The 26,470-nt window shown below is 57.9% G+C and carries 25 protein-coding genes and 1 pseudogene; 13 read left to right on the top strand and 13 right to left on the bottom strand.

From position 1 onward, the window contains the following. Positions 1–5 precede the first annotated feature (5 nt). The 7 genes from J7U39_RS32145 to J7U39_RS31495 are packed head-to-tail and all read right to left on the bottom strand — an operon-like array spanning position 6 to position 6,106. Positions 6–233 carry a hypothetical protein gene (locus J7U39_RS32145; protein ID WP_097596267.1) on the bottom strand — a complete coding sequence of 76 codons (228 nt, stop codon included), beginning with the start codon at positions 231–233 and terminating at the stop codon, positions 6–8. Continuing rightward, entirely contained in the window at positions 223–927 is a 705-nt protein-coding gene (locus J7U39_RS31520; protein ID WP_173514206.1) for a type IV secretion system protein, read from the bottom strand. Before J7U39_RS31520 ends, J7U39_RS32145 begins: the two co-directional genes overlap by 11 nt. An 11-nt stretch (positions 928–938) precedes the next feature. Further along, a complete protein-coding gene (locus tag J7U39_RS31515; RefSeq protein WP_210633817.1) occupies positions 939–2,027 on the bottom strand; it encodes a lytic transglycosylase domain-containing protein in 1,089 nt (362 codons plus the stop codon). Further along, a complete protein-coding gene (locus tag J7U39_RS31510) occupies positions 2,024–4,483 on the bottom strand; it encodes a VirB4 family type IV secretion/conjugal transfer ATPase (protein ID WP_210633816.1) in 2,460 nt (819 codons plus the stop codon). Before J7U39_RS31510 ends, J7U39_RS31515 begins: the two co-directional genes overlap by 4 nt. 2 nt (positions 4,484–4,485) lie before the next feature. Next, complete coding sequence (locus J7U39_RS31505; RefSeq protein ID WP_210633815.1) at positions 4,486–4,785, bottom strand: VirB3 family type IV secretion system protein; 300 nt, start codon at positions 4,783–4,785, stop codon at positions 4,486–4,488. A 2-nt stretch (positions 4,786–4,787) separates the two neighbouring features. Next, positions 4,788–5,135, bottom strand: a complete 348-nt coding sequence (locus J7U39_RS31500) for a TrbC/VirB2 family protein (protein ID WP_097596271.1) — start codon at positions 5,133–5,135, stop codon at positions 4,788–4,790. A gap of 11 nt (positions 5,136–5,146) precedes the next feature. After that, positions 5,147–6,106 carry a lytic transglycosylase domain-containing protein gene (locus J7U39_RS31495; protein WP_210633814.1) on the bottom strand — a complete coding sequence of 320 codons (960 nt, stop codon included), beginning with the start codon at positions 6,104–6,106 and terminating at the stop codon, positions 5,147–5,149. 159 nt (positions 6,107–6,265) lie between these two features. Between J7U39_RS31495 and J7U39_RS31490 the strand changes: the two genes are divergently transcribed. From J7U39_RS31490 to J7U39_RS31465, 6 genes and pseudogenes are all read left to right on the top strand, one after another. Beyond that, positions 6,266–6,874, top strand: coding sequence for a hypothetical protein (locus J7U39_RS31490; RefSeq protein WP_210633813.1), 609 nt, complete (start codon positions 6,266–6,268; stop codon positions 6,872–6,874). Beyond that, positions 6,871–7,407, top strand: coding sequence for a thermonuclease family protein (locus J7U39_RS31485; RefSeq protein ID WP_210633812.1), 537 nt, complete (start codon positions 6,871–6,873; stop codon positions 7,405–7,407). The genes J7U39_RS31490 and J7U39_RS31485 overlap by 4 nt, the downstream gene beginning before the upstream one ends. Then, positions 7,404–8,096, top strand: a pseudogene (locus J7U39_RS31480) (thermonuclease family protein). Before J7U39_RS31485 ends, J7U39_RS31480 begins: the two are co-directional and overlap by 4 nt. Beyond that, positions 8,097–8,507, top strand: coding sequence for a hypothetical protein (locus J7U39_RS31475; protein ID WP_210633811.1), 411 nt, complete (start codon positions 8,097–8,099; stop codon positions 8,505–8,507). Then, a complete protein-coding gene (locus tag J7U39_RS31470; protein WP_210633810.1) occupies positions 8,504–9,085 on the top strand; it encodes a hypothetical protein in 582 nt (193 codons plus the stop codon). The genes J7U39_RS31475 and J7U39_RS31470 overlap by 4 nt, the downstream gene beginning before the upstream one ends. A gap of 11 nt (positions 9,086–9,096) precedes the next feature. Continuing rightward, positions 9,097–9,513: a hypothetical protein gene (locus tag J7U39_RS31465; RefSeq protein ID WP_210633809.1), complete on the top strand. Its 417-nt coding sequence runs from the start codon at positions 9,097–9,099 to the stop codon at positions 9,511–9,513. Positions 9,514–9,583: 70 nt separating this feature from the next. Here J7U39_RS31465 and J7U39_RS31460 read toward each other — a convergent pair whose 3' ends face one another. Then, a complete protein-coding gene (locus tag J7U39_RS31460) occupies positions 9,584–9,853 on the bottom strand; it encodes a hypothetical protein (RefSeq protein WP_210633852.1) in 270 nt (89 codons plus the stop codon). A 548-nt stretch (positions 9,854–10,401) separates the two neighbouring features. Between J7U39_RS31460 and J7U39_RS31455 the strand changes: the two genes are divergently transcribed. Further along, a complete protein-coding gene (locus J7U39_RS31455; protein WP_210633808.1) occupies positions 10,402–10,566 on the top strand; it encodes a hypothetical protein in 165 nt (54 codons plus the stop codon). A gap of 6 nt (positions 10,567–10,572) precedes the next feature. On the opposite strand, the gene J7U39_RS31450 is transcribed toward J7U39_RS31455, so the two are convergent. Next, positions 10,573–11,358 carry an NYN domain-containing protein gene (locus tag J7U39_RS31450; protein ID WP_210633807.1) on the bottom strand — a complete coding sequence of 262 codons (786 nt, stop codon included), beginning with the start codon at positions 11,356–11,358 and terminating at the stop codon, positions 10,573–10,575. 63 nt (positions 11,359–11,421) lie between these two features. Beyond that, positions 11,422–12,048, bottom strand: a complete 627-nt coding sequence (locus J7U39_RS31445) for a recombinase family protein (protein ID WP_210633806.1) — start codon at positions 12,046–12,048, stop codon at positions 11,422–11,424. A 247-nt stretch (positions 12,049–12,295) separates the two neighbouring features. Here J7U39_RS31445 and J7U39_RS31440 point away from each other — a divergent pair, with 247 nt between their 5' ends. From J7U39_RS31440 to J7U39_RS31420, 5 genes are read left to right on the top strand one after another with little or no spacing between them, the layout of a single operon-like run. Next, positions 12,296–12,523, top strand: coding sequence for a helix-turn-helix domain-containing protein (locus tag J7U39_RS31440; RefSeq protein WP_210633805.1), 228 nt, complete (start codon positions 12,296–12,298; stop codon positions 12,521–12,523). After that, positions 12,486–15,335, top strand: coding sequence for an SNF2-related protein (locus tag J7U39_RS31435; RefSeq protein ID WP_097596282.1), 2,850 nt, complete (start codon positions 12,486–12,488; stop codon positions 15,333–15,335). Before J7U39_RS31440 ends, J7U39_RS31435 begins: the two co-directional genes overlap by 38 nt. A gap of 11 nt (positions 15,336–15,346) precedes the next feature. Continuing rightward, a complete protein-coding gene (locus J7U39_RS31430; protein WP_210633850.1) occupies positions 15,347–17,368 on the top strand; it encodes a site-specific DNA-methyltransferase in 2,022 nt (673 codons plus the stop codon). Between the two features lie 12 nt (positions 17,369–17,380). Beyond that, positions 17,381–18,652 carry a DUF262 domain-containing protein gene (locus J7U39_RS31425; RefSeq protein WP_311044008.1) on the top strand — a complete coding sequence of 424 codons (1,272 nt, stop codon included), beginning with the start codon at positions 17,381–17,383 and terminating at the stop codon, positions 18,650–18,652. Next, positions 18,649–21,624 (top strand): DEAD/DEAH box helicase family protein, encoded by a 2,976-nt coding sequence (locus J7U39_RS31420; RefSeq protein ID WP_210633848.1) that lies wholly within the window; start codon positions 18,649–18,651, stop codon positions 21,622–21,624. The genes J7U39_RS31425 and J7U39_RS31420 overlap by 4 nt, the downstream gene beginning before the upstream one ends. A gap of 56 nt (positions 21,625–21,680) precedes the next feature. Here J7U39_RS31420 and J7U39_RS31415 read toward each other — a convergent pair whose 3' ends face one another. Then, positions 21,681–24,179, bottom strand: a complete 2,499-nt coding sequence (locus J7U39_RS31415) for an AAA family ATPase (protein ID WP_210633847.1) — start codon at positions 24,177–24,179, stop codon at positions 21,681–21,683. Continuing rightward, complete coding sequence (locus J7U39_RS31410) at positions 24,179–24,403, bottom strand: hypothetical protein (RefSeq protein WP_210633846.1); 225 nt, start codon at positions 24,401–24,403, stop codon at positions 24,179–24,181. Before J7U39_RS31410 ends, J7U39_RS31415 begins: the two co-directional genes overlap by 1 nt. 554 nt (positions 24,404–24,957) lie before the next feature. Here J7U39_RS31410 and J7U39_RS31405 point away from each other — a divergent pair. Continuing rightward, positions 24,958–25,752: a hypothetical protein gene (locus tag J7U39_RS31405; RefSeq protein WP_210633845.1), complete on the top strand. Its 795-nt coding sequence runs from the start codon at positions 24,958–24,960 to the stop codon at positions 25,750–25,752. Positions 25,753–25,888: 136 nt separating this feature from the next. Here the strand turns inward: J7U39_RS31405 and J7U39_RS32315 are convergent, their stop codons facing one another. Next, positions 25,889–26,368, bottom strand: coding sequence for a hypothetical protein (locus J7U39_RS32315; protein ID WP_311043535.1), 480 nt, complete (start codon positions 26,366–26,368; stop codon positions 25,889–25,891). Positions 26,369–26,470: the final 102 nt, after the last annotated feature.

Genomic DNA, 26,470 nt, shown 5'->3' with positions numbered 1-26,470 from the left:
CGTCCTTAATTCGCCGTCATGGCGTCAATAGCAGCGAAGGCGTCGGCTGCGTTGCCGTTGACACTTGTCATCGGCCCACATTCGAGGCGAGGATCTGACGCATAGGAGGTCAGGTTCGCAGGCCTCTTGCAAGGAGCGGTCTTTTCCTTCGCCGCCGTGCCGCAGCCGGCGAGACCGGCTACGATCAAGAAAGGAAAAAGCACCTTTGCTGGCATGGTGATTTTACTGGTCACTGTAGCTGAGAGCCTTCTTAGAATTAGAGATGTCGGTCAGGCGTCTTTGGTTGTCGGCCTGGAGCGACGATACGGCCCCGTTCATCACGCCGATCAGCTCGTTGATCGTCAGCCCGGCTTGCACCTGAAGCTGAGTGTTCTGATCGATCGAGCCCTTAATGTCCTTGGCTTGGCCGATATTTGCGCCAGCCTGCTCGAAAGACGAGCGGCGAGTCTGGACGGCCTGCTGTGAACCGGTGACGAGAGCAGCGACGCCAAGAACGGTGTTCACCATCTCCTCATAGGACTTGTCGCCGGAAAAGGAGCTGCCCGACTGGCCGGACAGATTTTTCACTAGCTGCAGGCCGTTGATGAAGGTCGTTGCGACCTTGGCGACATCGCCGCCCATACCGCCGAAGTTTGGAACGCCACCCGACATCAGGCTATCGAACGACGGCATCTGTGAGACGCTGAAGCCATTGCCAACGGCAAGATTTTGCATCTGGTTGGCATCGCTTCCGCGGTCGCCGGTCACCGCTTGAAGGGTTTCCTGGACCGTTTTCAGCACTTCCTTGTTAGTGCCAAGGATATCATCGGTCGTCTTCGACGTTCGCTGCGCAATCTCAAGATTGGCACCGTCGATAACCGGAACTTGCGCCAAAGCCGAGGACGCAAGGGCGGCCACCGAATACGCCGTCAAAATCAAACGTTTCATGGCAGTTCTCCTCATTGAGCGTTCAACATCAGTTCTACGTTGTCCTCGCGTTCCCGTTTTTGGACGCAAGCCTTCTCCACCGGGCTCCATTCGAGCTCCTGGCGCGGATCGCACAAACCGGTCGTTTCGCGATCCTCCTTATCGTCATCATCCTTGAAATCGCTGGTGCGCGAGGACCCGGACAGGCCGCTGAGATCAACCGCGTTACGGGAGTTCATCAGATCCGCCATCGTTGTGCCGAGGCGGATGACTTGGTTCATCATTTCGAGATTGGCGTTGCGGGCACCGGAGTTGTGGTCCCAACTGTCCTGGATAGTGCCGCTGGACATCGCACCTAACTGTTGCAGCCACGATGCGACGTTGCCGCCGCCTTCGCCGATCGCCTGCGACGTCGCCATGGAATTGATGGTAGAATCCCGCATGCCGGTAAAGGACGTCGATCCGCCGCCATAGTTCACCGGGATATTGGCAACATCGGAACCCCCGAAGGCCGGGAGCCACTTTTGGGTGATGTTCGCGACATACCCTTGCGTTTCCTTGAATGGAGGAATCCCGCCATACTTCTGTACGTTGCCGGGTCCCGCATTGTAGGCGGCCAACGCCAGATTGGTGTTGCCGTTGAACCGGCGAAGTTGTTGCTTCAGGTAGCGCGCCCCGCCGCGGAGATTGTCTTCGATATTGTGCGGATCGACCCCGAGATCTTTTGCCGTACCAGGCATGAGTTGAGAAAGCCCGATCGCGCCGACCGGCGATTTCGCACAAGGATTGAAGCGGCTTTCTTGATAGACAAGCGCCATGAAGAGGTTTTCATCGACGCCTTCCTCTTGGGCGACACGCTTCACCAGACCGGTAATCTCCGGATTTGCCGTGGCCGCTGAGGCTGCATCGCCGCTTCGGCCTGGGCGATACATCGAGCAGGTCACACTTTTGCTGACCGTGTGACGGTCGCTGTCCGTCTTTTCGATTTCCGTGGTTGTCGCGTCGCGTTTTATGTCGGTCTCGAGCACTTTTCCGTCGATGACGGGCACCTGAGAAACAGCCGGTCCAGCAACGCCAAGCCACAGCGCTGAAATTGCCCCTAATGCAGGACTTTTCCTCATTCGGCCTTCTCCCATCCGCAAAAATCAGCCAGCCATTTTTCGGGCTCGTCGCCATATTTTTCCCGAAGTGCCGCACACTCCTCGACAGTCTCCTTTCGTCCGGAAAGCACCTTCACGAGATCGGGCATAGTGGAGAGATCGAGCCGGGCGATTACCGAGTCATTGCCGTGTTTGATCAGGAAGGTTCGCTTTTCGGGCGGGGTGTTCTTGATGAAGTTGAATTCCTTCACCGTCAGGCCGAAGCGCTTGATGTAGCTGTCTTCATCGGCCCGAGGGTTTGGAAAATGAATATTGGTCGCCGATTGCTCGATCAGAGTATGCGAAGCTTTCGCCTTGGCGATATCTGCGGCGGACTGAGTGCCGAAACCGACAATGCCGTTGAGCTTACGGATGGTCTTCATCTTATCGACGATGAAGGCCGAAAAGGTCTCGTCCATGAGGAGCTGCCAACCCTCGTCCATGAAGAACATGACCGGGTTGCCGTCCAGCAGCTCGTCCAAACGGTGATAGAGGTACATCAGCGCCGGCGTGCGAAGATCCTCGTTGCCGAGGATGTTCGTCATGTCGAACCCGAAGACGCTGCGACCAGAGAAGGAGAGGACGTCATGCTGAGCGTTGAACAGCCACGCCTTTTCGCCGTCGATCCAAGGGCGGAGGCGGGAATGAAGGTCATTGGCATCCGCCCGCGACCGGCCCACCAGCAGACCGGCGAGATTTGGCAAATTGCGTTCCGCGGCAGGTTCCTGCATCAGACGAACGATCGCTCTTTCAAGCGTATCCTCGTCTTCTTGGGTAAAGTCGTTGCGATCACCTGAGCGCAGCATTGCCTTCAAGAGCCGCAGCAAGAATTCGCGATTGGGGCCGGTATTGTCGAGCTGAAGCGGGTTGAAGCCGGTTGGCGTCCCCGGCGACAGCACCTCATACGAACCGCCGATCGCCCTTACGAAGATTTCCGCCCCTCGGTCTTTGTCGAAGAACACGGCCCTTGGCGTGGGCGAAACTCGCATCGCCTGCGCCAACAAGAACGTCAACGCGACCGTCTTGCCGGAGCCAGTGGGGCCGGTAACAAGGAAGTGGCCGATGTCGCGGCGATGGAAGTTGAACCAATACGGCGTTTGCGACGTGGTTTCGAGAATGGTGATCGGCAGTCCCCAATGAGTGCGATCAGCCTGCCCCGTCGCGAAATTGTGCATTGAGGAGAGGCCGGAGAAATTTGCGCTAGAAAGCATCGCCTTGCGGGAAATGTAGCTGTGGTTGCCGGGGAGCTGCGCCCAAAACGCGGCCTCGAGGTTCAAATCCTCACGAAGCCAGTTGATGTTCATGTCGGTGAGGCAGGCGCCGAGTTCGGAAACCGTGCGGCTTATGCCCTGCAAATCGCGGGACAAGCACAAAAGCGAAAGATGGTGGAAGCCGAACACGGCTTCCTGGTTCATCAGGCTATTGAGCGCAAAGTCGATATCCTGCTCGACCGAACTGCCGGATTCGTCCGATGCCCGGATTTGCCGCTGCAGGCGGCTAATACGCTCTTGCGCAATCGGCTTGTCGGCGATGGTGAAGGATTGCGTCAGGATGAATTCGTGGTTCACCTGCAACAAGCCATCGAGCATGCCCGGGCCGGTAAAGGGCGGGTATTCCTTGATCGACAGGAGCGCGCCAAAGCGGCTGTCTTCATCTACCGCCGCTTGAGCCTGCATGGTCCGTTTGCTGAAATGCAGTCGCGACGTGCCCACGTAATTGCGGATACCCATGCGTGGTAGGCGCATTTTACGCGGCACGCCGCATGTCAGGATCGTATTGAAGAATTCGCAGGGCTCGGAGTAGGGCTCGCCCCTTTCCGTCTCCTCCTGTCCTTCGATCTTGGCCTCGTGATCGTTCCTGCGACGATAGGTAATGCCGAGCGCCCGGGCTCCATATTTGTGGAGATCGCGCACGATGTTGCCGATCAGCTCTTCAAGCTCTGTAACGTCTTCGCGCGTTTGCTGGACCCGAGCGTCTTTGTTGGCCCGGTCGAAGATCCTTTTCAGCGTGTCGCCGACGCCAAGTGCACCCCGCATGCCGGAGCGCACGATGGTCAGGTAAATCTCGTTCGTGAACATGCGCTTATGGCGCAGCTGTTCCATATAGCGCTTGTTCAAAAGATCGCAGAACGATGAGTCATAGGCGCCGCCAATCTCCGTTTCGACCTCTCGGCGGATTACGGTCGACCAAAGAGAATAGCGGCTGGATCCCAAGGCTCGGATCATCGTGTTTTGTACGACCGATCGCATGTTGAGCTCAGCCTGGTCTTCCGTTTGGAAGAACAGGCCATCAAGTTTGATGACGCTCATAAGTGAGCCGTTCTCCAGCCCGATAACCGTATCAGAGACGTGGCGCAGATACGGAATATGAGTCGACATGGGCCGCTCGTTTCCAGCGACCCGGCCAAACCCAAGCTCTTCTTTGACAACTTTCAGCATGGTTACGGTCCGTAGGAGTTAGTGCCCCAAAAGCGCTTGTTGGGCGTGCGCGGGGTCTTGCGAGACGTCACCTGCAGCACCTCGAGGATCTTGTTGTCCCAGGCGCAGAGCGAGAACAGGACAAGGTAGGCGACTGGAGCGATGAGCAACGCCAAAAGATGGTTCGTTGCCAGCCAGCCGATGATGGTGATGCCAACGATCAGCACTACCGCCATATAAGGCACACCCCAAAGCGTTGGGGACCGGGTTAACCCGATCACCAGCGGCGTCAGAGATGGCTTTTCGTCCTGAAACTCGCTCATGATCAGTTGCCGCCGCCGACGGACGAAATCATTTGGTCAACGATCGACGGCGCACCGAACACAAGACCAATGCCAATGACGACCGCGCCCGCCGTGAACCATGAAAGACGGCCGGCAAAGGCGAGGAAGCCAAGTCCGATGACGGCAATGATCGCCATCAGGCGGCCGAAGGGACCGGTGATGAAATCGACGATCATCTGGACCGCGGTTTGAAGCGGCGCGAAGGCGCCTCCTCCGGCAGCCTGCGCAAAGGCGATATCGGCGCCAACGATTTGGATAGCGGCCACGAGACCGAACAGAGCCGCAAGCTTTACAGCCTGAGACTTCCCCGTTTGCATTGCAATCTGCATACTTCTCTCCTTCAAAAGTGCATCACACCGCCGACAAACGCGCCGGTTTTCTTCACAGCGATGACACCAGCGTCCCCGCTGTCACTCGCATCCGAGACCGCTTGCTGAGCGGGCTTTCTGGATTTGCCTTTTGCCGCCGGCATGGGCAGCCCGAGCTGATAGTTCACGACCTTGGCGACGTATCCGACCGTTTCTTGGAAGGGCGGGATGCCACCGTGCTCATAGATCCGCTGTTCGCCGCTGTTGTAGGCGGCCGCGACGAGTAGGGGGTTTTGGAACTCGTCGAGCAGTACCCGCAGATACTTTATGCCACCCTCGATGTTCTGTGCCGGATCACAGACATCCTTGACGCCAAAGCGAGCGGCCGTAGCCGGCATGAGCTGCATCGGCCCGCGAGCACCCTTGGGCGAGTTGCGGCTTTGATCAAAGCCACTCTCTGCCCAGGCGATTGCCGCCGCGAAGACTTCATCGACGCTGTACTTCCGCGCCGTCTGGACGACCAAAGACTTAATTTCGTCAGTGTTTAGCGGAGACGGACCACATTCATGCACTTCCTTGGTGCCGCTGTTCGCCTGAAAATCTGCATCAAATTGCGTTATTGAGCCTGTCGGAAGTTGCACATTTTCAGCATTTTGTGCTGCGCCACTGCTGGTAGCAGAATAGCCTAAGGCTGCATCAATTTGATTCAAACCCCTAAATTTCGGTTGGTTTTCATCTGCGTTGTCGGTCTGCTTTACGACCCCATCAAAGCCAAGAACGAACTCCTTTTCAGGCCCATTCCATCGTTCCTCAAAGTTCGTTGCAAACTCAGCATTACTCTTAGTTTGCCAAGTGCCTTTATTATCAGCAATATTTCCATTTTTATGACCGTCTTGGGCGTGACTTATCCCGCCCAGGAACATGGTCAAAAGGGCAGTCCCCGCCAACGCGGCCTTGCCCGAACTGCCTGCAATTCTAGCCCTTTTTTCCATCGGTCCCCGCCAAACTTGCGGTGTTGTGATTGACACAAAAACTGATTAAGTTGGTGAACGTGTGACATCGATTTGGTTCAGCGATACACTTTTTGGCTGCACACTTAAACCCCTTTTCGCGGGGCAATAGACGGAAGCAATATGGGTAAGGGCTAGAAAATGAAACGGATGATAATTGCCGCAGTAGCAAGTTGCTTAATGGCAACACCCGCCTTGTCCGTTACGGACATCAACAAGGACTACATCAAGTCCCTGGCAGCACCGGGAAAGACCGTGCTGGTGATCGAGTATTATGACGGGAGCGGCAAAGTCGGCGACCGCAAAGGCTATGCAACAACAGCCGGCTTCAAGGCTGTTTCGCCGACTGACTTCCGCGTAGACGAGAAAACGACACTGCACCTTTACGGGCTTGAGCCTTGCAAAGGCGAGATGGTCAATCGCAGCGAAGACTTCGCCGGGACCTGCACTGACTTTGCGCAGCAGCAGCTTCAAATCATGCTGCAAAACCCCAAGGTCGTATTTTGCCGCGCCTTCGTGAGCGAGCAAGGTGCCCCGGTCCAGAACGCGACTTGCTACGGCTACTATAATTTTCCCGGTAGTCTCGATTCCGTCGACATGTTCGAAGAGCAGCTTCTGTCACTCGGTGCACTCCGCCTCTCAAAGAAGCCAGACGGAACGCCTGTTCGTCCAGATCTCACCAAGGCCGAGGAAATCGGCCGGGAGGGCTCATTTGGAATGTGGGCCGATCCGAGGGTTAAGGGCCAATGAGAAGGGCTCTTCTCCTTCTCTCGGCTCTCTTGACAACTACCGCCATGGCCGCGCCCGATGGATATTTTGATCTGCTGCCCGGCGTCACCTTGGAAACCGGCGATACGTGGACCTCGGACGGCAAGCGCTTCCGGCTCTATGGAGTTCAATCATGTTTGCGCGGCACTTCATATACCGACAAACACGGGCAGAAGCGCGATTGCGGCGATGCCTCCCTTGCCGTGTTTGCTGCATACATCAAGGACACCAAACCTGTTTGCGCCCCGGTGGCGAAGAAGGATGATACCGCCTACGTCGTCTGCTACGCCACCGTCGGAAAACAACGGCTCGACCTCGCGAACGTCCTGATCACAAGTGGATACGCCTTCGCAGCCCTCAACGGTGAGGGCTTGCCCTATCACGTACCTTATGCCGTGGCCGAACAACTTGCTCGGGATAAGCGAGCAGGCCTCTGGCAATTTGAAGACGTGCAGCACCCGGCCATTCTCCTGAGCCGTGAGGTGAATGCACGAAACAAGAAGGCAAGCCCATGAAGCGATACCTGTCCGCAGCCGCGGTTCTTACAGCGATCGTCCAACCCGCTACGGCAGCTGATCTCGTCGAGAATCCGGCCGCGACCAGGCAGCAGCAGGATTGGTCCGATGTTCCGGCATATCCCGTCTACAAAGGACGGGTTGCGGTCATGGATGGCCGAACCCTATGGTATCCTCAATATGCGCAGCGCGTGCGCCTCGTCGACATCGATGCGTGCGAGCTCCCCCAATGGGCTCTTGATCCAAAATGGCTGAACCGCGAACGGCAGAAGGCACCTTCGCCGGTCCCCTGCGGCCCGCTCGCCAAAGCCTGGCTAAAAAGGACCATAGGTAACAAACCGGTCGAATGCAGCGTTGTATCTTATGGCAATGACGGAATCCCGCAGGCGCGTTGCACATCAGGCGGGCGCGACGTCGCGGTGGAAATGCTTCGCGTCGGCTGGGCGCGTGTCGCGTCCCCTCACTCTTACAACAGCCAGTATCTAGCCTAGCAGCGATACGCAATGGCGGCTCGCTATGGCATGTGGGCCACCTATGTCCTCGACATGAACGAATGGCGACGCAAGGCTGTGGACAAAACGTTGGAGCGCCAGCCGATCGCCGATGCCAACCTCCTCGCAGAGCGCGAAAGCGAGATTTCACCTCCCTTCATCGACGCACGCAGGAAGCCTAAGAGGACAGACCGATAGTTGCCCGACTTGGTTCATATTGCGAACTCGTTCGCAACGGATCCGCTGGCGAGCCTGCTGCTCGCCATTCCGCTGTCGTTCGCGCTGATCGCCGTCTCGGAAAAAATCTGGTGGGTGCACGCACCATTGGCCGTGGGGCTTCTGATCGTATCAATCCTCTTTCTCGATCAACGTCATATGGCACTCGACTGCTTCCTGGTCGGTCTCTTCGCCTTTCCGCCGCTATGCCGGGACATCCCCAATCAGCCGCTTCTCTTTCGGATCGGGATATTCTGGTTCTCAGTCTTCGCGCTCATCGCTGCCGTCATCTATGCCGCCGGGGATCAGGTGCAACACGTCGCTCCGACCGACAAGCTGTTCGTCGGTCGGGCTTCTTCAGCCGCAACGATCAATGAGGACCAACTGATATGAAACGTCTGCTTTATGCCGCTGCCGGTCTTACCGCTCTCGCTTTCGGGTCAACAGGTGCAAAGGCTGAGGATGCTTCCTGGGGCTGCCAAGTGCTGCTTTGCGCCGCCTCACAAAACCCGTCGTGGCAAGGCGTTCCCTACTGCGTCCCGCCAATGAAAAAGCTCATCTCCGCAATGTCAAAGCCTGGGTTCGATTGGCCTATTTGCCACGAGGCGAAAGCCGGAGAACCTGGCCGGGAAGTCTTCGAGGAATGCCCTGCCGGCTCTCAACCCGCCTCGAGCAGCAATGGAGATGATCATGCCTTCCGCGATGAAAAGGATCTGTGCATCCGGATCGTAGACAAGTGCAAGGATCGCTCCGAATTCCATCGCCTATATGGAAACGATGAAGCCAATGAGCAGAGCCGAATCACGCTCGAGGTCATTCGCAACGGCCGCGCTGACGATTCCTGGCGCCGCGACAACGGCTGCAAGGTAAGAATTACTTCGCCCCGGCCCCGTCGGGCAGATCCCTGGTTTTTTGACATTCCAAACGACAAGGGTGTCAAAGAGCGCTTCTGGTTTAATCTCAGAACCTAAGGGGGAGGCCTATGAACCAAAATATTCTGTTGGCGGCCGCGGCGAGCGTCGGCCTCGTGGCCGGAGCTGGGGGCACCTATCTGGCGACAGCAGAGCCAAAGGTGGAAGCTCAGGCTATTTCAAAGGCCGAATTGGTCGCCGCTATCTCCGCCGACCCATCCCTCTGCCCGATCCCGACAGTCGAGGCGCCGTCGGAGGCCGAAGCAACAGCGGCCTACCGCAAAGCTCACGCGGCGTCTCCCCTCGTTTGGGACAGGAACAATATGCCGGAAATTTCCGTGGCACTCGGACAATGCGACAAAGCCGGTTCAGGCCCAGGCGTAGCCTGCATGACCTCAGTCAAAATGTCGCCTGAGGCGCAGCCCATCGAAAGGATTGTCGGCTTTGCCAAATCAGCATCCGGCGAGTGGATCGCGACAATAAACTAGTCATAGAAAAGCCCGCTGAACGCGGGCTTTTCGCTTCCTAGATCTCGAAAGGGCGACTGAAGGAGCCACCCTATTCCAAGATCGAATTCATCTCATTGGCGTCCAGGGTGCCGCATGTGGCGATCAGGTAAGCCGCCATGTAGGTCAGCTTCATCCTCAATTCCCGGTCTCCCTGTGGCCTATAATTGACGATCGCCAGTCGGCTGGCTTCTTCGTCTTGCGCAACACCAAACAGTCCGTTTGCATAGGTGACGCTTGTTGCCTCGCCGGCCGCCCTGCGTTCATCCCACACACGAACGGCATCCGCGGTTGCCAGTTGCGCCGCTATATGCCGATCCATCAACTCATCAAGGGAAACCGCAGTTTCCGCCCAGCTCTCTTCCGTCATAGCAACCTCAATCCCAGGTTCCACGGTCACTCCTTGGCCTCCCAAATCGAAAGGGAGGGCAGGAGCCCCGCTCCTGCTCCCCGAGTTCGCGCGGAGCAGCGGAAGAGAGGGGGACAAGCGCTAAACCGGAGGGGGATCACCCACCCGCAGGGCCAGTCGGGACAGCCGGCTGGTGCTGCAGGCCATCGGCCGAAGCATGGGGAGACCGGTTTAGTGCTTGTGGGGGAGAGAGGGCAGCGCTCTTTCTCCCCTCTCAGTGACTTGAATCTATTGGCCTTCGGCCGAAATACGGTGCCATACGGACAGGTATTTTCTCTCTCTCAACATAAGTCGAGCGTACCGAGCTGACGGGCCTGCATCAACGACAGACGGTTTCCCCCAATTTTGCCGCAAGCGACAAAATCGGTTCCCCCATCTGCCCTTCGGGCCGCCAAGGCGGTCATTGACCCAATCCCATCAGCTCGGGGCTGAGCCTCTGTTTTCAATCAGAGGAGCTGACGATGACCACATACGATCACATTCAGGAATTGCGCGCCGAGTTGGCGGCATCGATCGACGCCGGCGAGCGTCAGCAGATCGCGGCTGAGCTGGAGCGGGCAATTGCGCAGCACCAGCAGGAAGAGGCTGCATTCGATGCGCTGATCAGCGCAGATCCGCCTCAGTAGGGTTTATCAACGGCGATCTTTCCGCAGTCTCACCATGACGATCTTGGGATTCTCTCCGGTGCGCTCGACGTCGACGATGCCAGACGCTTCGGCCAAGTCGCTAAGACGAGGAAAGCCATAATTACGAGCGTCGAAATCCGGTGCTTGCTTTGCCAGATGTGCGCCGACGCGAGCAAGATTGGCGCGTCCGTCTTCATCGGCCGAGGCGGTTACGGCCTTGACCAACATATCGAGCGCGGCCTTGTCCAGCGCCGGCTTCGTCGCGGCAGACTTGTTAGCCGGCGCGGCATCAACAACAGGCTTCTTCGGTTTCGACGCCGGGACGGCCGGCTCAGACGCTTCCGGTGTAGCGGCACTGAGCACGTCGAAATAGACGAACTTGTCGCAAGCGGTGATGAATGGACGAGGGGTTTTTCGCTCTCCGAAACCATAGACGGTAACGCCCTGTTCCCGCAGGCGGGCCGCCAGCCTTGCGAAGTCACTGTCGCTGGATACGATACAGAAGCCTGAGAAACGGCCGGTATAAAGAAGGTCCATGGCATCGATGATCATCGCACCGTCGGTGGCGTTCTTTCCGGTCGTGTACGCGAATTGCTGGATCGGCTGGATGGAGTGCTCAAGCAGGCACTCCTTCCATCCTTTAAGATTTGGTCCGGTCCAGTCGCCATAGATGCGCTTGACGCTCGCCACCCCGTAATTGGCAATTTCGGCGAGCAGGCCGGTGACGACCTTTGGGGACGCGTTGTCGCCATCGATCAGCAGTGCGAGGGCCGGTACGTTGTCAGTTGCCATAGTTTGACTTTGTGCCAGTCAACCGCCGAAGTTGCAATCACTGAGCTGTAGACGCTGCCTTCTTCATTGAGCCGTCGCTTGCGCCACGAACGCGGCCCAAACCCGCTTGACCTGGCTGACGCTGCAGCCGGCCAGCTTTGCTGTCCGGGCGATGCTATTTCCGCCCGATCGTAACGCGATTACTCGCTCGTGTGTCGCGGTGTCCGCCTGTCGGCCGACGTACTTACCACCCGACTTCGCCAGATCGATGCCCTGCCGCTGGCGTTCGCGCCGATCCTCGAAATCGTCTCGAGCCATTTGCAGCGCCAGTTTCAAGAGCATGTCCTGCACCGACTCGAGCACGATCTTGGCAGTGCCGTCTGCGCCGGCGGCCAGGTCGCTGAGATCGACCACGCCGGGCAGGGCGAGACGGGCGCCCTTCCCCCGGATCGTCGCGACCAGCTTTTCGGCTTCAGGCAATGGCAGGCGGCTAATGCGATCGATCTTTTCGGCAATCACGACTTCGCCCGGTTGAAGATCGGCGACCAGGCGCAGTAGTTCCGGCCGATCGGCGCGAGCGCCAGACGCTTTTTCGCGGTAGACGCCGGCGACGTAATAGCCCGCCTGCTTCGCCTGATCGATGATCGCCTCTTGGCGATCGAGATCCTGCCCTTGTGTACTCACGCGCAGATAAACCCGGGCGATCCTCATTGCCGCTCCCTGTAGCCAAATAGAGTATACTTCATGAAGCCTAGCTTATGCGCCTAGCTCAAAAAAGCAATCGACAACTCTAATGAGCTATACCGCGCGAACCTACCCAAATGAGCCACCTCACCACCGCCATTGGCCCCAAATAGGATCCTTGCAAGCAAGTTCCTTTTGGACACTTCCAACTTTCTCTCTGATTTTCTCCAATTTCTCCCCTATAAGACAGTTGGGGGCGATTCCTGGAAAGCGAATGACCGACGAAATTCTGACAGTGCGGGAGGTGGCCGAGCTTCTCAAGATCAATGAGAAGACGGCCTACAAGCTAACCGCTGCCGGAAAAATTCCCGGCTTCAAGGTCGGAGGGTCGTGGCGTTTTGAGCGACAAGAAATTGCAAACTGGATAAAGCGGAAGGTCGAGGAGCAACGGGGGGGCAGCAGCGGTGATCACCGAATACCACGCCAAGCTATTCGCTCATGAGTTGAGCAGGCGGCATTCTGTGGCGGATGCCGCGAAGTTGGCCGGCACACTTCTCGATGCACAGGTTGATTTGAATCCGCATCAGGTCGAGGCAGCCCTGTTCGCTTTCAAGTCGCCGCTGTCGAAAGGCGCGATCCTCGCTGACGAGGTAGGTCTCGGAAAAACCATCGAGGCCGGGCTGGTGCTCGCCCAGAAATGGACGGAAGGACGCCGGCGCATCCTTGTCATCACCCCCGCCAACCTCCGCAAGCAATGGGCGCAGGAGATCGCCGAAAAGTTCTTCCTTCCCACGGTCATCCTTGAGGCCCGCAACTACAACAAGATGGCGAAGGACGGCATCCGCCGCCCGTTCGAACAAAAGGCGCTTGTCATTTGCTCCTTTCAGTTCGCCGCGCGCCATGCCGAAGAGCTGATGGTGATTCCGTGGGATTTGGTCGTCATCGACGAGGCGCACAGGCTGCGCAACGTCTATCGGCCGGATAACCGCATCGGCAGGGCGCTCAAGGGGGCGCTTGCGAATGCGCCCAAGGTGCTGCTCACGGCCACGCCGCTTCAGAACTCCCTGATGGAGCTTTACGGGCTTGTCAGCCTGATCGACGATTACGCTTTCGGCGACGCGAAAAGCTTCCGCGCCCAATACGCCCGGCTTTCCGGAGACGGCCAGTTCGACGAGCTGAAGGGCCGGCTGAAGCCCGTTTGCCACCGGACGCTGCGGCGGCAGGTGCTCGAATATATCCGCTACACCAACCGCATTCCGATCACGCAGGAGTTCGTGCCCACCGACGCCGAGCAGACCCTGTACGATATGGTGTCCGACTATCTGCGGCGGCCCTCGTTGCAGGCGCTGCCCTCAAGCCAGCGCACGCTGATGACGCTCATCATGCGCAAGCTGCTCGCATCCTCGACCTTCGCCATCGCCGGGGCGCTCGATTCCCTCGCTCGCAAGCTGGAGCGCCAGCTTCGCGACGATACGAACCTTCGCCAGAAGCTGGAGGAGGAGATCGCCGAGGACTACGAAGAATTCGAGGAAATCGCCGACGAATGGGAAGAGGACGGCGGCGAGCAGGAACTTCTCACCGCCGATGACATAGCCAACATCGAGCAGGAAATCGCCGACCTGCGGGCTTTCCGCGACCTTGCAGTTTCAATCTCGGAAAACGCGAAGGGCGTGGCGCTGCTCAGTGCGCTCCGCGCCGGCTTTGCGAAGGCAATGGAGCTGGGCGGCGCCGAGAAGACCATCATCTTCACGGAATCCCGCCGTACGCAGGAATATCTCGTCCGCCTGCTCTGCGCGAACGGCTACGACGGCAAGCTCGTCCTCTTCAACGGATCGAACTCGGACGCGCAATCGAAGGCCATCTATGAGGCGTGGGTGGAACACCACAAAGGCACCGACCGCGTGACCGGATCGCGTACCGCCGATATGCGGGCGGCGCTCGTCGATTATTTCCGAGAGACGGCCTCGATCATGATCGCGACCGAGGCTGCCGCCGAGGGCATCAACCTTCAATTCTGCTCCATGGTGGTCAATTACGACCTACCCTGGAATCCGCAGCGTATCGAGCAGCGCATCGGGCGCTGCCATCGCTACGGTCAGCGCTACGACGTGGTCGTTGTCAACTTCCTCAACAAGAACAACGCCGCCGATCAGCGCGTCTATGAACTGCTTGCCGAAAAGTTCAAGCTCTTCTCAGGCGTCTTCGGAGCGAGTGACGAGGTGCTCGGCGCTATCGAATCCGGCGTCGAGTTCGAAAAACGCATCGTTTCCATCTATCAGAACTGTCGCTCGACCGAAGAGATCGAGGAGCAGTTCGAGCGGCTGCGCGAGGAAATGGAAACGAACATCTCCGTCACGATGGAGGACACGCGTCGCAAGCTGTTAGAGAATTTCGACGCCGAGGTGCATGACCGCCTTAAGGTGAACATGTCCCAGAGCAAGGAATATCTCGACCGCTATGCGCGGATGCTTTGGGCGGTCACCAAGCACGAACTCTGCAAGCAGGCGAAGTTCGACGACGATTATTTCACCTTCATGCTGAAGGATGCGCCTGCCGGCATCAATGTCGCGCCCGGCAGTTATTTCATGTCTCGCCATGGCATTGACGGGCATCGTTATCGGCTGGGGCATCCGCTGGCACAGCACCTCCTCTCGATGGCCGGATCGCGCAAGCTGAACGGCGCGTCGATCGCATTCGACTACACAGCATGGCGGCAGAAGGCAGTGGCCATCGAGCCGCTTGTCGGCAAGGCCGGAACGCTTGTCGCGCACAAGCTCTCGGTGCGCGGTTCCGATGACCAGGATCATATCATCCTCGCCGCGATGACCGATGACGGCGCGCGCCTCGATCCGAAGGCCGCGATGCGCCTGTTCGAGCTTCCTGCTCGCATGGACGGAACGGCAGAGCTGACACTGCCCGACCCGGTTAAACAGGCCGTGGAGAAGGAGCGCAAGTCCATCCTCGACGAGATGGCCGCGCGGCAGTCCGCGTGGTTCGACGAGGAAATGGAAAAGCTCGACAACTGGGCCGAGGACAAGCGCGCGGGGCTCAAGGCGGATTTGAAGGAGCTGGACGAGCAGATCAAGGCGCTCAAGAAGGAAATCCGCCAGACCGGCAACCTGCCGGCCAAGCTCGCGCTGCAACGGCAGGCGCGGACGCTGGAAACGAAGCGGGATGAAGCGTGGCGCGCCTATGACGCCGCCGCGAAAGAGATTGAGGTTCAGAAGGACGGCCTTCTGGATCAGGTGGAAGAACGGCTCGGTCAGAGCGTGACCGACGAGGAGCTGTTCGCAATAAGGTTTGAAATTCAGTGAAAGGGCAGCAAATGAATAAGCCGGAAGCCAAACCGGAGAAGTTTGATCTTGCCTCCATGGATGTGGCGCAGGAGAAGCGGGACGAGTTGAAACACCGCCTTGGAGAAGCGTTCCCGGAGGTATTTGCCGAAGGAGCTATCGACTTCGATCAGCTCAAGCGCGTCCTCGGCGAATGGGTCGATCCGGGCAAGGAACGGTTCGGCCTCAACTGGCCCGGCAAAGCCGAGTGCATGAAGATCATTCAGCAGCCGAGCGTGGCGACGCTCAAACCCGCGCGGGAGGAGTCGGTCAACTTTGATGAAACCGATAATTTGTTTATCGAAGGTGACAACCTTGAAGTGCTGAAGCTTCTTCAGAAGGCGTATTTCGGCAAAATAAAGATGATTTACATCGATCCGCCTTACAATACCGGAAACGAGTTCATATACCCGGACAAGTACGCAGAGACGCTCGAAACCTATCTCTCATATACAAATCAGGCGGACGAAGAGGGGCGTCGCTTCTCTACGAACTCGGACACTGCTGGCCGGTATCACACACGCTGGTTGAGCATGATGTATCCACGGCTATATCTCGCTCGCAATCTCCTGAAGAACGACGGCGTGATTTTCGTGAGCATCAACGACGTGGAGGCGCCGCATCTCCGCAATCTCCTCGACGAAATTTTCGGAGAGGAGAACTTCATAGCTCAGATCGTATGGCAACGATCAAAGAAAGGCGACTCAAAGACGATCGGCAACATTCACGAGTACATCCTCGTATATACGAAGAGCAAAGAGGACAGCCTCGCAGCCGGCCCGTGGCGTAAACCAAAGCCCGGAGCGGACGAGGTGTTGGCTCACTACCAGCGCCTTCGCGAGACGCTAAACAACGATCATGAGTTGATAAGGCAGCACATGATGGAGTGGTATCGAAAGATGCCTAATTCCGACCCGCGCAAAGCCCACAAGCACTACAACTGGTCTGATAATCGCGGCCTGTACTTCCCGGACAACTTTGCCGGCCCAGACGACGGTCGGAAGAACCGGCCGCGCCATGACATCTTCCATCCAGTGACCAAGAAGCCGTGCCAAAAGCCCTCCACCGGCTGGCGGTGGGATGAGAAAAAGACCAAATGGGCATTGGCGGAGGATCCGCCACGTATTCATTTCGGCCCGGATGAAACAACTATACCGAACCGAAAGAGCTATCTTCACGAAATTGCCGAGGAGCCATTTTCGTCCGTCTTTTACGTCGATGGACGCTCTGCCACGCTCGAAGTCGAAGAGCTGGTCGGTGAGGGAATTTTCCCGTTCCCAAAAAACAAAGAGGTAATCGCCGATTTAATTTCTCTGGTTTGCAAACCAGGAGATACCGTCCTCGACTTCTTTGGTGGATCAGCCACTACCGGTCATGCGGCGCTGCATCTCTCAGCGCAACTAGGTAAGGCCGTGAACTTCATTATTGTCCAACTACCCGAACGAACAGATGTCGATTCAAAGGCTTACAAAGCCGGGTTTCGCGCGATCTCTGACATTGGGAGAACACGCCTAAAGAATGCCTGTCAGGCGATGGCCAAGCCCACGAAAGACGACGAGCTTTTACTCGACGACGCACAGATTCCGGTCATGGGGTTTCGCGCCTTTGCCCTGCAACGCTCAAATTTCCGAGTTTGGACGGGCGACCTTGGGCAGGCAGAAGACATCGCCGAGCAGCTTGAGATGCACGTCGATCACTTGTCGGGCTCCAGTAGCTCCGAAGACGTGCTTTACGAGTTGCTGCTCAAGGCGGGATTCCCTCTGACGACGAAGGTTCAGGCGACAAAGCTTGCGGGCAACGAAGTTTTTTCCATCGAGGATGGCGCGCTGCTCATTTGCCTTGAGAAGGAGATCACCCCGGAACTGATCGATGCGCTGGCGGAAGCCGACCCGTTGCAGGTCATCTGCCTGGACGAAGGCTTCAGGGGCAATGATCAGTTGAAGGCGAACGCGGTTCAGACCTTCCGGGCGAGGGCCGAGGCCGAGGAATCCGAAATCGTCTTCAAGACGGTTTGAGGGGGCTGACCGATGAGAATGAGCAAAAAACCCCTTCCGATCTCGACGATTTGCGCTTGGCAGAAGAAGGTCGATCCCACGCCTGATTATCAGCGCCCTCCCGCCTGGTCGCGGAAGCAGAAGCAGCTTTTGATCGATTCCATTCTTCGCGAATTCGACATTCCGAAGATGTACTGGCGCGCCGTCAATCGTGACGATGGTGTGAGGTACGAGGTCATTGACGGGCAGCAGCGTCTGCGGACGATCTGGGAGTTCCGGTCGGGCGAGTTTGCCCTGGCTCGCGATACCGATCCGGTGAACGGGTTCCCCTGCGCGGGGAAGACCTACGATCAGCTCGACCTCGATGTCAGCACGATCTTCGATGCGTATCCGGTGGACGTGGTCATCGTCGATGACGCCGTGCAGAACGACGAGGAGGATGAAGTCCGCGATATGTTCCTGCGGCTTCAGAACGGCACGACCCTGAAAGCGCAGGAAAAGCGCAATGCGAAGCCGGGGCAGATGCGCGACTTTGTGAAGGCGCTTGCCCAGCACAAATTCTTCGAGAACTGCAAGTTCAGCAACAAGCGATTCACCTTCGACCAGATTGCGGCGCAGATTGTGTGTCTTGAGATGGCAAACGGGCCGACAAGCGTCCGCGATGCTGACCTCAACCGCATGTACGACGACCATGTTACCTTTGACGCCGGCGGCAAGGTGGCGAAAAAGGTTCGCCGCGTCCTCGACTACCTGCTGCGGGCGTTCCCCGAGAAAACGCCCGAGCTTGAGCGGTACAACGTCATCACACTGTACTGCCTCGCCTCGACGCTTCTTGAAAACTATGTCCATGCGGGCACGGAAGAGGCGCTGGCGAAATGGTTTATTGCCTTCGAGACAGAGCGCCGGGCGCAGGAAGAACTCGATGAGGAGAAGCGGGACGCTACGCTGGTCGAATATCGCCGCCTCACGAGCTATTCGACGGACGGCGAGGAATCGATCAGGGGAAGGCTCGAATATCTGCAAAAGCGTTTCTTCCTCGCTTGCCCCGACATTCCGACCATCGATGTCATCCGCGTTTTCACGCCGGAGCAGAGGCTCGCGATCTACCGCAAGGACGACGGACGCTGCCAAATCCGTACGCATTGCGGCGGGGAGAAGCTCGGCTGGGCCGACTGGCATGCCGACCACAAGGTGCCGCATTCCAAAGGCGGGCAGACCACCGTGTCGAACGGACAGGTCGCTTGCCCGACCTGCAACCTGATCAAAAACAACACGCACCCTGATTTTGCCGAGGTCGCCGGATGAAGCTCAAGTTCGACCCCTCCCTTCAATATCAGCAGGATGCCATCAATGCAGTCGTCGGCGTGTTCGACGGGCAGCCATTCGCGCAGACGGGGGCAATGGCCTTCCAGTCGCTCCAGATCGGCGGGCTGTTCCAGACCGAACTGGGCATGGGAAACCGGCTTGGCCTGCCGGATGACGAGCTTCTCAAGAACGTCAACCGGATTCAGGAAGCCAACGACATCGAGAAGGTCGCGGCGCTTGCGGGCCGCGAGTTCTCCGTCGAAATGGAGACCGGCACCGGCAAAACGTATGTTTATCTGCGTTCGGTCTTCGAGCTGAACAAAACCTACGGCTTCAAGAAATTCATCATCGTCGTGCCGAGCGTCGCCATCCGAGAGGGCGTGCTTAAGAGCATCGAAACGATGAAAGAGCACTTCCAGACGCTCTACGACAAGGCGCCATTCGATCACTTTGTTTATGACAGCAAGCGCCTCGGAAAGGTGCGGCAGTTCGCGTCCAGCAACCAGATTCAGATCATGGTCATCAACATCCAGTCCTTCCAGAAGGATGTTGCGGACAAGGATTTGTCGGAGATGACCGAGGACGAGCTGAAGAAGCTCAACGTTATAAACCGCGAAAACGACCGCATGTCCGGGCGGCGGCCCATCGAGTTCATTCAGGCCGCCAATCCCATCGTCATCATCGACGAGCCGCAGAGCGTCGATACGACCGAGAAATCGCGTAAGGCGATCGGCAATCTCAACCCGATGGTGACGCTGCGCTACAGCGCGACGCACAAGAACCCGTACAATCTTGTCTATAAGCTGGATCCGGTGAGGGCCTATGATCTCCGGCTTGTGAAGCGGATCGAAGTCGCTTCCGTCCGCTCGGACGAGAATTTCAACGACGCCTATGTGAAGCTGATCGCGACGGACAACGAGAACGGCATCAGGGCGCGGCTTGAGATTCACAAAGAGGGCAAGGCGGGGCCGAAAGCTACCAAGCTATGGGTCAAGCAGGGCGATGACCTGTATGTGAAGTCCGACGAGCGTGACGCGTATCGCAACGGCTACATTGTCCAAAACATCGACTGCACTCCCGGCTCCGAATATGTCGAGTTCAATCAGGGCCGCTTCCTGGAACTTGGGCAGGAAACCGGTGGCCTTGCCGACGACATCATGAAGGCACAGGTCTATGAGACCGTTGAGCAACACCTCAAGAAGGAGCGCGCGCTCAAGGGCAAGGGCATCAAGGTGCTCTCGCTTTTCTTCATCGACCGCGTCGCCAATTACCGCATCTACAACGACGACGGCACGACCAGCCTTGGCAAGATCGGTCAGTGGTTTGAAGAGGCCTACCGCGAGCTGACGGCGAAGCCGATCTACAAGGGGCTGATCTCTTTCAATGTGTTGGAGGTGCACAACGGGTATTTCTCGCAGGACAAGAAGGTAGTCACTCCCTTTGAAGATGTGCATTCCGGCAAGACGCAGCTAGCCGCAGACGAAGACGTTTTCAATCTGATCATGCGCGACAAGGAGCGGCTGCTCGATCCTGAAGTCGCTTTGCGCTTTATTTTCTCGCACTCCGCCCTGCGCGAGGGGTGGGATAATCCCAACGTCTTCCAGATATGCACCCTCAATGAAACGCAGTCCGCCGACAGGAAACGCCAGGAAATCGGTCGCGGATTGCGGCTTCCTGTCTATGGCATGGGCGAGAAGCGGGGTGAGCGCGTTCACGACGAAACCGTAAACCGGCTGACCGTCATCGCCAATGAATCGTATGAGGATTTCGCCCGGGCGCTTCAGAGTGAGTTCGAGGAGGATTTCGGCATCCGCTTCGGCAAGGTCGAGAAGATCGCGTTCGCGAAGCTCGTGCGCAAGGCCGAAGACGGGACGGAAAGTGAGATCGGGCAGGATGAATCGGCCAAGATCTGGGCCGAGCTGGTGGCGGGCGGCTATCTCAACACCGTCGGCGACATCCTGGACAAGTTCGACCCCAAGAACCCGCATTTCGAATTGAAAGTGTCGGACGCATTCGCGGATCTTCGCGCGGAGATCGTCGATGAGGTTAACCGCAAGGTCTTCAAAAATCGCATCGTCAACGCCCGCGACCGGCGCGAGCTGAAATTCCGCAAGGAAGTCCATCTGAGCGAGGATTTCCAGAAGCTGTGGGACAAGATCAAACACCGCACCCGTTACCGCGTGACCTTTGCTACGCCCGACCTCATCGAAAGGGCGCTCGCCCGCATCAAGCAGATCGAGCCGATCAAAGGGCCGCGCGTCGCGACGACTGTCGTCGAGGTGGATATCACTGACGCGGGCGTCTCGGCGGACAGACAGATCGCGACCCGCGTTCGCGAGGCCGAGCCGGTCAAAATGCTGCCGGACATCCTCGCCTTCCTGCAAAAGGAAACGGAGCTGACCCGGCACACCCTTGCGGAGATATTGAAGCGCTCGGGCAGGCTCGGCGAGTTCAAGATGAATCCCCAGGCATTTATGGCGGCGGTCGCGAAGGAAATCTCGCGCGCACTTCACGACCTGATGCTGGAGGGCATCAAGTACGAGAAGGTTGCCGGGGCTCATTGGGAGCAAAGCCGCATCGAGCAGGACGCCGAGGAAGGGATCGTTCGCTACCTGAGCAATCTCTACGAGGTGCAGAACCGAGAGAAATCCCTGTTTGATGCGATTGAGTACGAGTCGGAAGTCGAGAAGAAGTTTGCCCGCGACCTCGATAGCAACGAGAACGTCAAGCTGTTCGTCAAGCTGCCGTCCTGGTTCAAGATCGACACGCCCATCGGCTCCTACAATCCAGATTGGGCCTTCGTCACCGAGCGCGAGGAGAAACTCTACTTTGTGCGCGAAACCAAGAGCACCGTGGATTCCGAGGAGCGCCGCACCAAGGAAAACCAGAAGATCGCCTGTGGCCGCAAGCACTTTGAATCGATTGGAGTCGATTACGCCGTCGTCACCTCTCTGGCCGAGGTGAGCATGTGATGCCCGAATAGTCAAACTCGTGGTTCTGCCCCTGACCGGTCGCATCGGCAACCAAACTAGCGCTGCCCGAGGTTCCTATACCACCTCCTTTCTGGAGGAGTCTTGGAGGTATCATCGTAGCGGAAGCACTCGGCGACATCGTCGACGGATTGCAGCACGCCCAATAGCACATGCGCGTTGATTGGCGTTCCGCCACCGGTCTCGTAGTGGCTGACATAGTTCGAGATGATCGCCGGCACATGCTGATTGCGGAAATCCGTCTTCTGCTGCGCACTCAGTACGAGCTTGCCGGCGCCATCGAAAAGGTCGATGGCCGATGTAATGGCATCAAGGGCGTTTCCGACGGTCTTGTTGTCGCTCCGGATGGCATAGTCGGGCGGCACGGGAATCTTCAGCTTGGAGATGATCTGCGACAGCTTGAATTCCAGGTACTGCCGCACGAACGGCTGGCCGATGTCCACCTGACCGGCCTGAAGATGTGTCGTCGCGAGAATCTTTAGCCGGTTCGCATCGAGTTGGCTGGCGTACACGTTCCCCGTCGGCGCGGCGCCTTGCAGGCGCTGGTGGTGCCAACCCACCTGCTCGCTCGCCGTCTTGTCGAAATACTTCTCCAGCAGCGTGTCGTGGCTGAGCACGATGAATTGAAGGCCGTCGGCTGCCGCGGAAGCCTGCAACTTGGTGCGCAAGGCCTCCATCAAGGCGAACTGGTGGCCGCCGTCAAAGCTGGAGGTGATGTCGTCGAGCACCATGAAGCGGGCGGGACCGCTCTGCTTGACGGCCGCTGCAAAGAAGATTGAGCCGGCTATGGCGTTCCGGTAGCTCTCGGAAAGGACGGCCCGTGCCGAGATACCAGTCTCGCCGTAGAAGTTCTCCAACTTCAGATCCACGTCTTCGCTGTCTGCCGACCGCTCCAGTTTGGGCCGCATATCCACGCCGCCCCTCACCAGACCCCGAAACAGGTCTTGATAGCTCGCCTCGATCGCGTTGATGCGCTGGGTCGCCAGCCGACTTTCCGCCTCGCCCACGGTCTTGGCGGCGGCGCCGATGAAGGTTTGCCACCGCTCTCGCCATTTCTTGTGCGACCGGCAGGCGCCTGCTTCCTTTGCCGCCGTACGATGTCCAAGGATGGCTTCACGGAATCGGCTTCCGGCCTCGAGTTGCTGGGTTAGTGCGACCAGTGACGGCGGCAATTCCGCCTGAAGCTCCTGTTCCCGCTTTTGCGCCGCCTCTAGGATAGACTTTCGCTCTTCTTCAAGCTGCTGCGCGTTATCAACGGCTTCCCGCAGGCGACCCTCGGTCAGGCGGCTTTCGCTCGCCAACTGTCGGACGCTCGCCCGGTGTTTCTTGTCGTCTGGGACGGTCAGGGCGGTACAGCTTTCCAGCTTGTTGAGCCAATCAAGCCAGGTGCTTGCGGTCATGGCCTGCTTGAGGTCTTCGCCGAGTTGGTCCGCCTCACGGTAGCGCTCAAGCAGCCGCTCCATCCGCGTGGCAATGGGCTCTTCGATATGCGTGTCGCAGACCGGGCATTGTTGAGGATCGCTATAGTCCGCTTCCTCGACCACGCCCTTGGCGGCCTCGAAAAGATCCTGCCGGCTCTTGCTGCCGGCGAAGGCGACCGCCGCGTCATGGCGGCGTGCTAGGTCGAGAAGCGTCCCGATGTCGGCCGCCGCTTCCGGCGTGGGGGCGCTTTGGGAAAGCGCCTCGATATTGCGCAGCACCTTCTGATACTCGGCCTTCGCGGGGCCACCCTCCGCCGCGACGATGGCGGCGCGGGCGGCGTCCATGTCCACCGTGAGGATGTCTTTTCCGGCGAAGACAGGCGCGAGCGTTGGAATGTCAGCAAGTGCAGCCGTGACTTCGGCGACCCGTTGTACTTCCGCCGACAGGTCCTGGATTGCCGTTCCCGTCACGGCTTCATAAGACGACAACGCCGCAGCCCGATGGTCCCGCACGAGCTTTTCTGCGGCTTCAAGCTTCGCCTTCAACGCGGCCATCTGGAAATCGGTGTTGAAAGCCCGTGTGTTGCTCGCTTGATCAAACCGTTGGCGGAGGTGCGCGAAGCGGGCCAGTCCGATCAAGGAGGAGAAGGTACGCCCTCGATCGAGGGGCGAATCATCGATAAAGCGGGTGAATTTAGCGTAATCCACGACCGTGAAATCTTCGGCCAACGTGGCGAGAAAAGCTTCGGGATCGCCATGTCCTGTCGGGCTCGTCACGGTACGCTGACCTACGGCGGTGCGCCGGACGAGGATTTCGACTGGTGTGGTGCCGTCGTCAGGTGTGAACTCCAAAGAGATGGAGCCGACTCCGCCCGTATGGAAGCGGTTCACATAATATGTTTCCGGCCGTTCGCTCCGCTGGAGCCCGTCGAGTTTGGGTAACTTGTCGAAGATGGCGTAGCTGATGGCCTCGAACAGCGAGGTCTTGCCGATACCGTTCTGGGCATATATGGAATTGACCGCGTCTGCCCTGAAGCGAAGGGTGAGTGGATCTCCCTCATTCTTGATGCCTCGAAACCCTTCGACGCCGAGCTTGGTCAGGTAGTAGCGGGGCATCACTCGCCCCCCTGAGAGTCTATCTCCGCCTCCGCGGCGACCTCCAAGGCTTCAAGGACCTTCTGATTGAAATCCCGCCGCGCGTTGTTGTCGCCGGCTTCCAAGATGGCGAGGTTCTCGAAGAGGATTTTGGCGCACTCGGCGTCAACTGTCTCTAGATGCGCCCTCAGCTGGCCGATGTTTGTCGACCAGTCCTCATCGAGTGAAAAATCAAAACTAACCAATATTCACCTCCCCCAAAACGATGCTCGTCAGCCATGCTATATGACCGATGCTCTTGGCTCAATTGAACCGGGGAAGTCCCGCTTAACGACGCAGCAGCGATTCATCAACACAGACCGAAACCTTGAACGGTCCCGTCGAGATCGTGAACCCCTTGAGATCTAAGGCGCCGGCGTCGCGGGCTGGAGCGCGGTTTCCCGCGTTGTGTAGGGCGCTTCATGCCAACCTCGCCGCGACAGCTCACACGCGACGTGATTAAAGGTCACAGTTGCCGGTAAGTTGATGCCGCAAATATATAACGTCCTCTGTTTTTGCAAATCTGCCGATGATGCAATAGCACTCAAACGTTTACGTCTACTTGAGACGCATCAAGGAGACTTGACGGGGCATTCGCTTTTGCTCACAGTAGCAGTGGCCTTAGCGCACAGGCCGGTGTGCCCACCCATGCGAAGCAATGACAGTGCGTCGATTCTGGTCAACTTTGAACCGTTCCCAATTGGGCGGATTTGACTAGCAGTGGGCACATGGTCGAATCCGTGTCTTTCAGGAATGGATCATGGATACGGCAGAATCCCTCAACTTCATAAGGGCCCTTTCGAAGAAACTCGCACGCGCGCGACGTATTAAGCAATTCGTTGCTCTCGACGAGACTGCCCAGCAAATGGGCTATCCACACTGGAACGCTCTAACGTCAGCTCACAAGAAGGGGTGGCGACCGAGTTTGGAGCAGATCGACGCGATAAGGGCGATCGTCGACGCCGCGAACCCTCTAAGAGCCCAAAAATCTTTCACCGCGGGTTTGGACGCACTTTATTCCGTACCAGGTACTACGATAGTTGCGTCGATCGCGAGAGATCCAGAGGACCCCTTCTCGGCTGACGAGATACTGGGCGAACTCGATGGCCACAAATTTAGTCTCAGCGTCGACTGTGACGATGTGTTCATGCGAGGCCGCGGATGGCGGGTAGTTGTTCCCGAGGCGCCGTCAGCGAAACCCGAAACCAGTGTTACCGATAGGAGGATTAAGTCGAACCCAATCCTAAACGAGGGCTTTGTAGAAAAGGCCCTCAGGGTAGCCCAGATCCGCGCTGAGCAGGTGCGCGCCCGGATTGCATCGGACTGGCCTCGCCGATCAACGGTGCCTGACGCCAATGGGAAAGTGCAGCATCCGTTATTCGAGTCATGTTCCGATCGGTGGTTTTGCTTCCATTGCGATCAGATAATTACCGGGACACAGATCTCCAAAAACCTTTGGCACTGCCCCGCCTGCAGCGCCTCGCCGATGGACATCCACCCGGCAGAAGATGAACAGGTGGCTTGGCACAATGAAGGGTGTGTTGAAGCTCAATGAAGCTTGGCACTAAGGCCGTGGTAGCGTCGGTTTCCATCGCCGCTGCCGCGGCCCAAAACGCTCGCTGCGCCAGCGCCGTTAAAGCCGACAGCACTATGGTCGAGCACATCATTGTGCAGTCGGAATACGAAGGGACTCAGGAGACCGATACGGGCCAATCGCGAGGGCCCTCCAAGACGGAATTCATCTCATGCGGCGCCAAAGTACCCCGAGTCGCGATCAGGTAAGCCGCCATGTAGGTCAGCTTTTGCCTTGATTCCCGATTGGTCCGCGGCAAGTAATCGACGATCGCCAGCCGGCCAGCTTGTTCGTGTCGCGCAACATCCAGCAGTCCTTTGGCTTTGGCGACACTCGCAGCCCCACCAACTATCCTCCGTTGATCCCAGAAACGAATGGCATCTGCGGCCGCCAGATGCGCGGCGATATGCCGTTCCATCAATTCATCCAGGGAAACCGCAGTTTCCGCCTTACTCTCTACTTCGTGTGGCGCCCGATCCGAAGGCCCCTCGACTTCTACACAAGAGATACCGTCGGAAGCCAACGCACTCAAAGCCGTGCGAAGTCCGGAAGACAAGATTTCGCTACGACGGGATCGAAGCGAATTTGAAATTGACATCCCAATATCCACCTGTTGTCCGCGCCAATTTAGAGGCGCTTTTTCGTTGCATTAAACGCATTGATTGAGGCCGGAGGCACGATAGGGTAAGAAATCAAACGA

The organism is Rhizobium sp. NLR16a (assembly GCF_017948245.1).
GTDB lineage: Bacteria > Pseudomonadota > Alphaproteobacteria > Rhizobiales > Rhizobiaceae > Rhizobium.
The sequence above is the reverse complement of the archived record's forward strand: the minus strand, read 5'-3'. Positions and strand labels throughout refer to the sequence as shown.

Excerpts from the sequence above, each read along its gene's own strand:
- J7U39_RS32315 (WP_311043535.1), bottom strand. The coding sequence starts at position 26,368 with ATGTCAATTTCAAATTCGCTTCGATCCCGTCGTAGCGAAATCTTGTCT.
- J7U39_RS31405 (WP_210633845.1), top strand. The coding sequence starts at position 24,958 with ATGGATACGGCAGAATCCCTCAACTTCATAAGGGCCCTTTCGAAGAAA.
- J7U39_RS31460 (WP_210633852.1), bottom strand. The coding sequence starts at position 9,853 with ATGGATCGGCATATAGCGGCGCAACTGGCAACCGCGGATGCCGTTCGT.
- J7U39_RS31520 (WP_173514206.1), bottom strand. The coding sequence starts at position 927 with ATGAAACGTTTGATTTTGACGGCGTATTCGGTGGCCGCCCTTGCGTCC.
- J7U39_RS31510 (WP_210633816.1), bottom strand. The coding sequence starts at position 4,483 with ATGCTGAAAGTTGTCAAAGAAGAGCTTGGGTTTGGCCGGGTCGCTGGA.
- J7U39_RS31420 (WP_210633848.1), top strand. The coding sequence starts at position 18,649 with ATGAAGCTCAAGTTCGACCCCTCCCTTCAATATCAGCAGGATGCCATC.
- J7U39_RS31465 (WP_210633809.1), top strand. The coding sequence starts at position 9,097 with ATGAACCAAAATATTCTGTTGGCGGCCGCGGCGAGCGTCGGCCTCGTG.
- J7U39_RS31500 (WP_097596271.1), bottom strand. The coding sequence starts at position 5,135 with ATGCAGATTGCAATGCAAACGGGGAAGTCTCAGGCTGTAAAGCTTGCG.
- J7U39_RS31495 (WP_210633814.1), bottom strand. The coding sequence starts at position 6,106 with ATGGAAAAAAGGGCTAGAATTGCAGGCAGTTCGGGCAAGGCCGCGTTG.
- J7U39_RS31515 (WP_210633817.1), bottom strand. The coding sequence starts at position 2,027 with ATGAGGAAAAGTCCTGCATTAGGGGCAATTTCAGCGCTGTGGCTTGGC.
- J7U39_RS31425 (WP_311044008.1), top strand. The coding sequence starts at position 17,381 with ATGAGAATGAGCAAAAAACCCCTTCCGATCTCGACGATTTGCGCTTGG.
- J7U39_RS31430 (WP_210633850.1), top strand. The coding sequence starts at position 15,347 with ATGAATAAGCCGGAAGCCAAACCGGAGAAGTTTGATCTTGCCTCCATG.
- J7U39_RS31490 (WP_210633813.1), top strand. The coding sequence starts at position 6,266 with ATGAAACGGATGATAATTGCCGCAGTAGCAAGTTGCTTAATGGCAACA.
- J7U39_RS31505 (WP_210633815.1), bottom strand. The coding sequence starts at position 4,785 with ATGAGCGAGTTTCAGGACGAAAAGCCATCTCTGACGCCGCTGGTGATC.
- J7U39_RS31445 (WP_210633806.1), bottom strand. The coding sequence starts at position 12,048 with ATGAGGATCGCCCGGGTTTATCTGCGCGTGAGTACACAAGGGCAGGAT.
- J7U39_RS31485 (WP_210633812.1), top strand. The coding sequence starts at position 6,871 with ATGAGAAGGGCTCTTCTCCTTCTCTCGGCTCTCTTGACAACTACCGCC.
- J7U39_RS31440 (WP_210633805.1), top strand. The coding sequence starts at position 12,296 with ATGACCGACGAAATTCTGACAGTGCGGGAGGTGGCCGAGCTTCTCAAG.
- J7U39_RS31470 (WP_210633810.1), top strand. The coding sequence starts at position 8,504 with ATGAAACGTCTGCTTTATGCCGCTGCCGGTCTTACCGCTCTCGCTTTC.
- J7U39_RS31415 (WP_210633847.1), bottom strand. The coding sequence starts at position 24,179 with ATGCCCCGCTACTACCTGACCAAGCTCGGCGTCGAAGGGTTTCGAGGC.
- J7U39_RS31455 (WP_210633808.1), top strand. The coding sequence starts at position 10,402 with ATGACCACATACGATCACATTCAGGAATTGCGCGCCGAGTTGGCGGCA.
- J7U39_RS31450 (WP_210633807.1), bottom strand. The coding sequence starts at position 11,358 with ATGGCAACTGACAACGTACCGGCCCTCGCACTGCTGATCGATGGCGAC.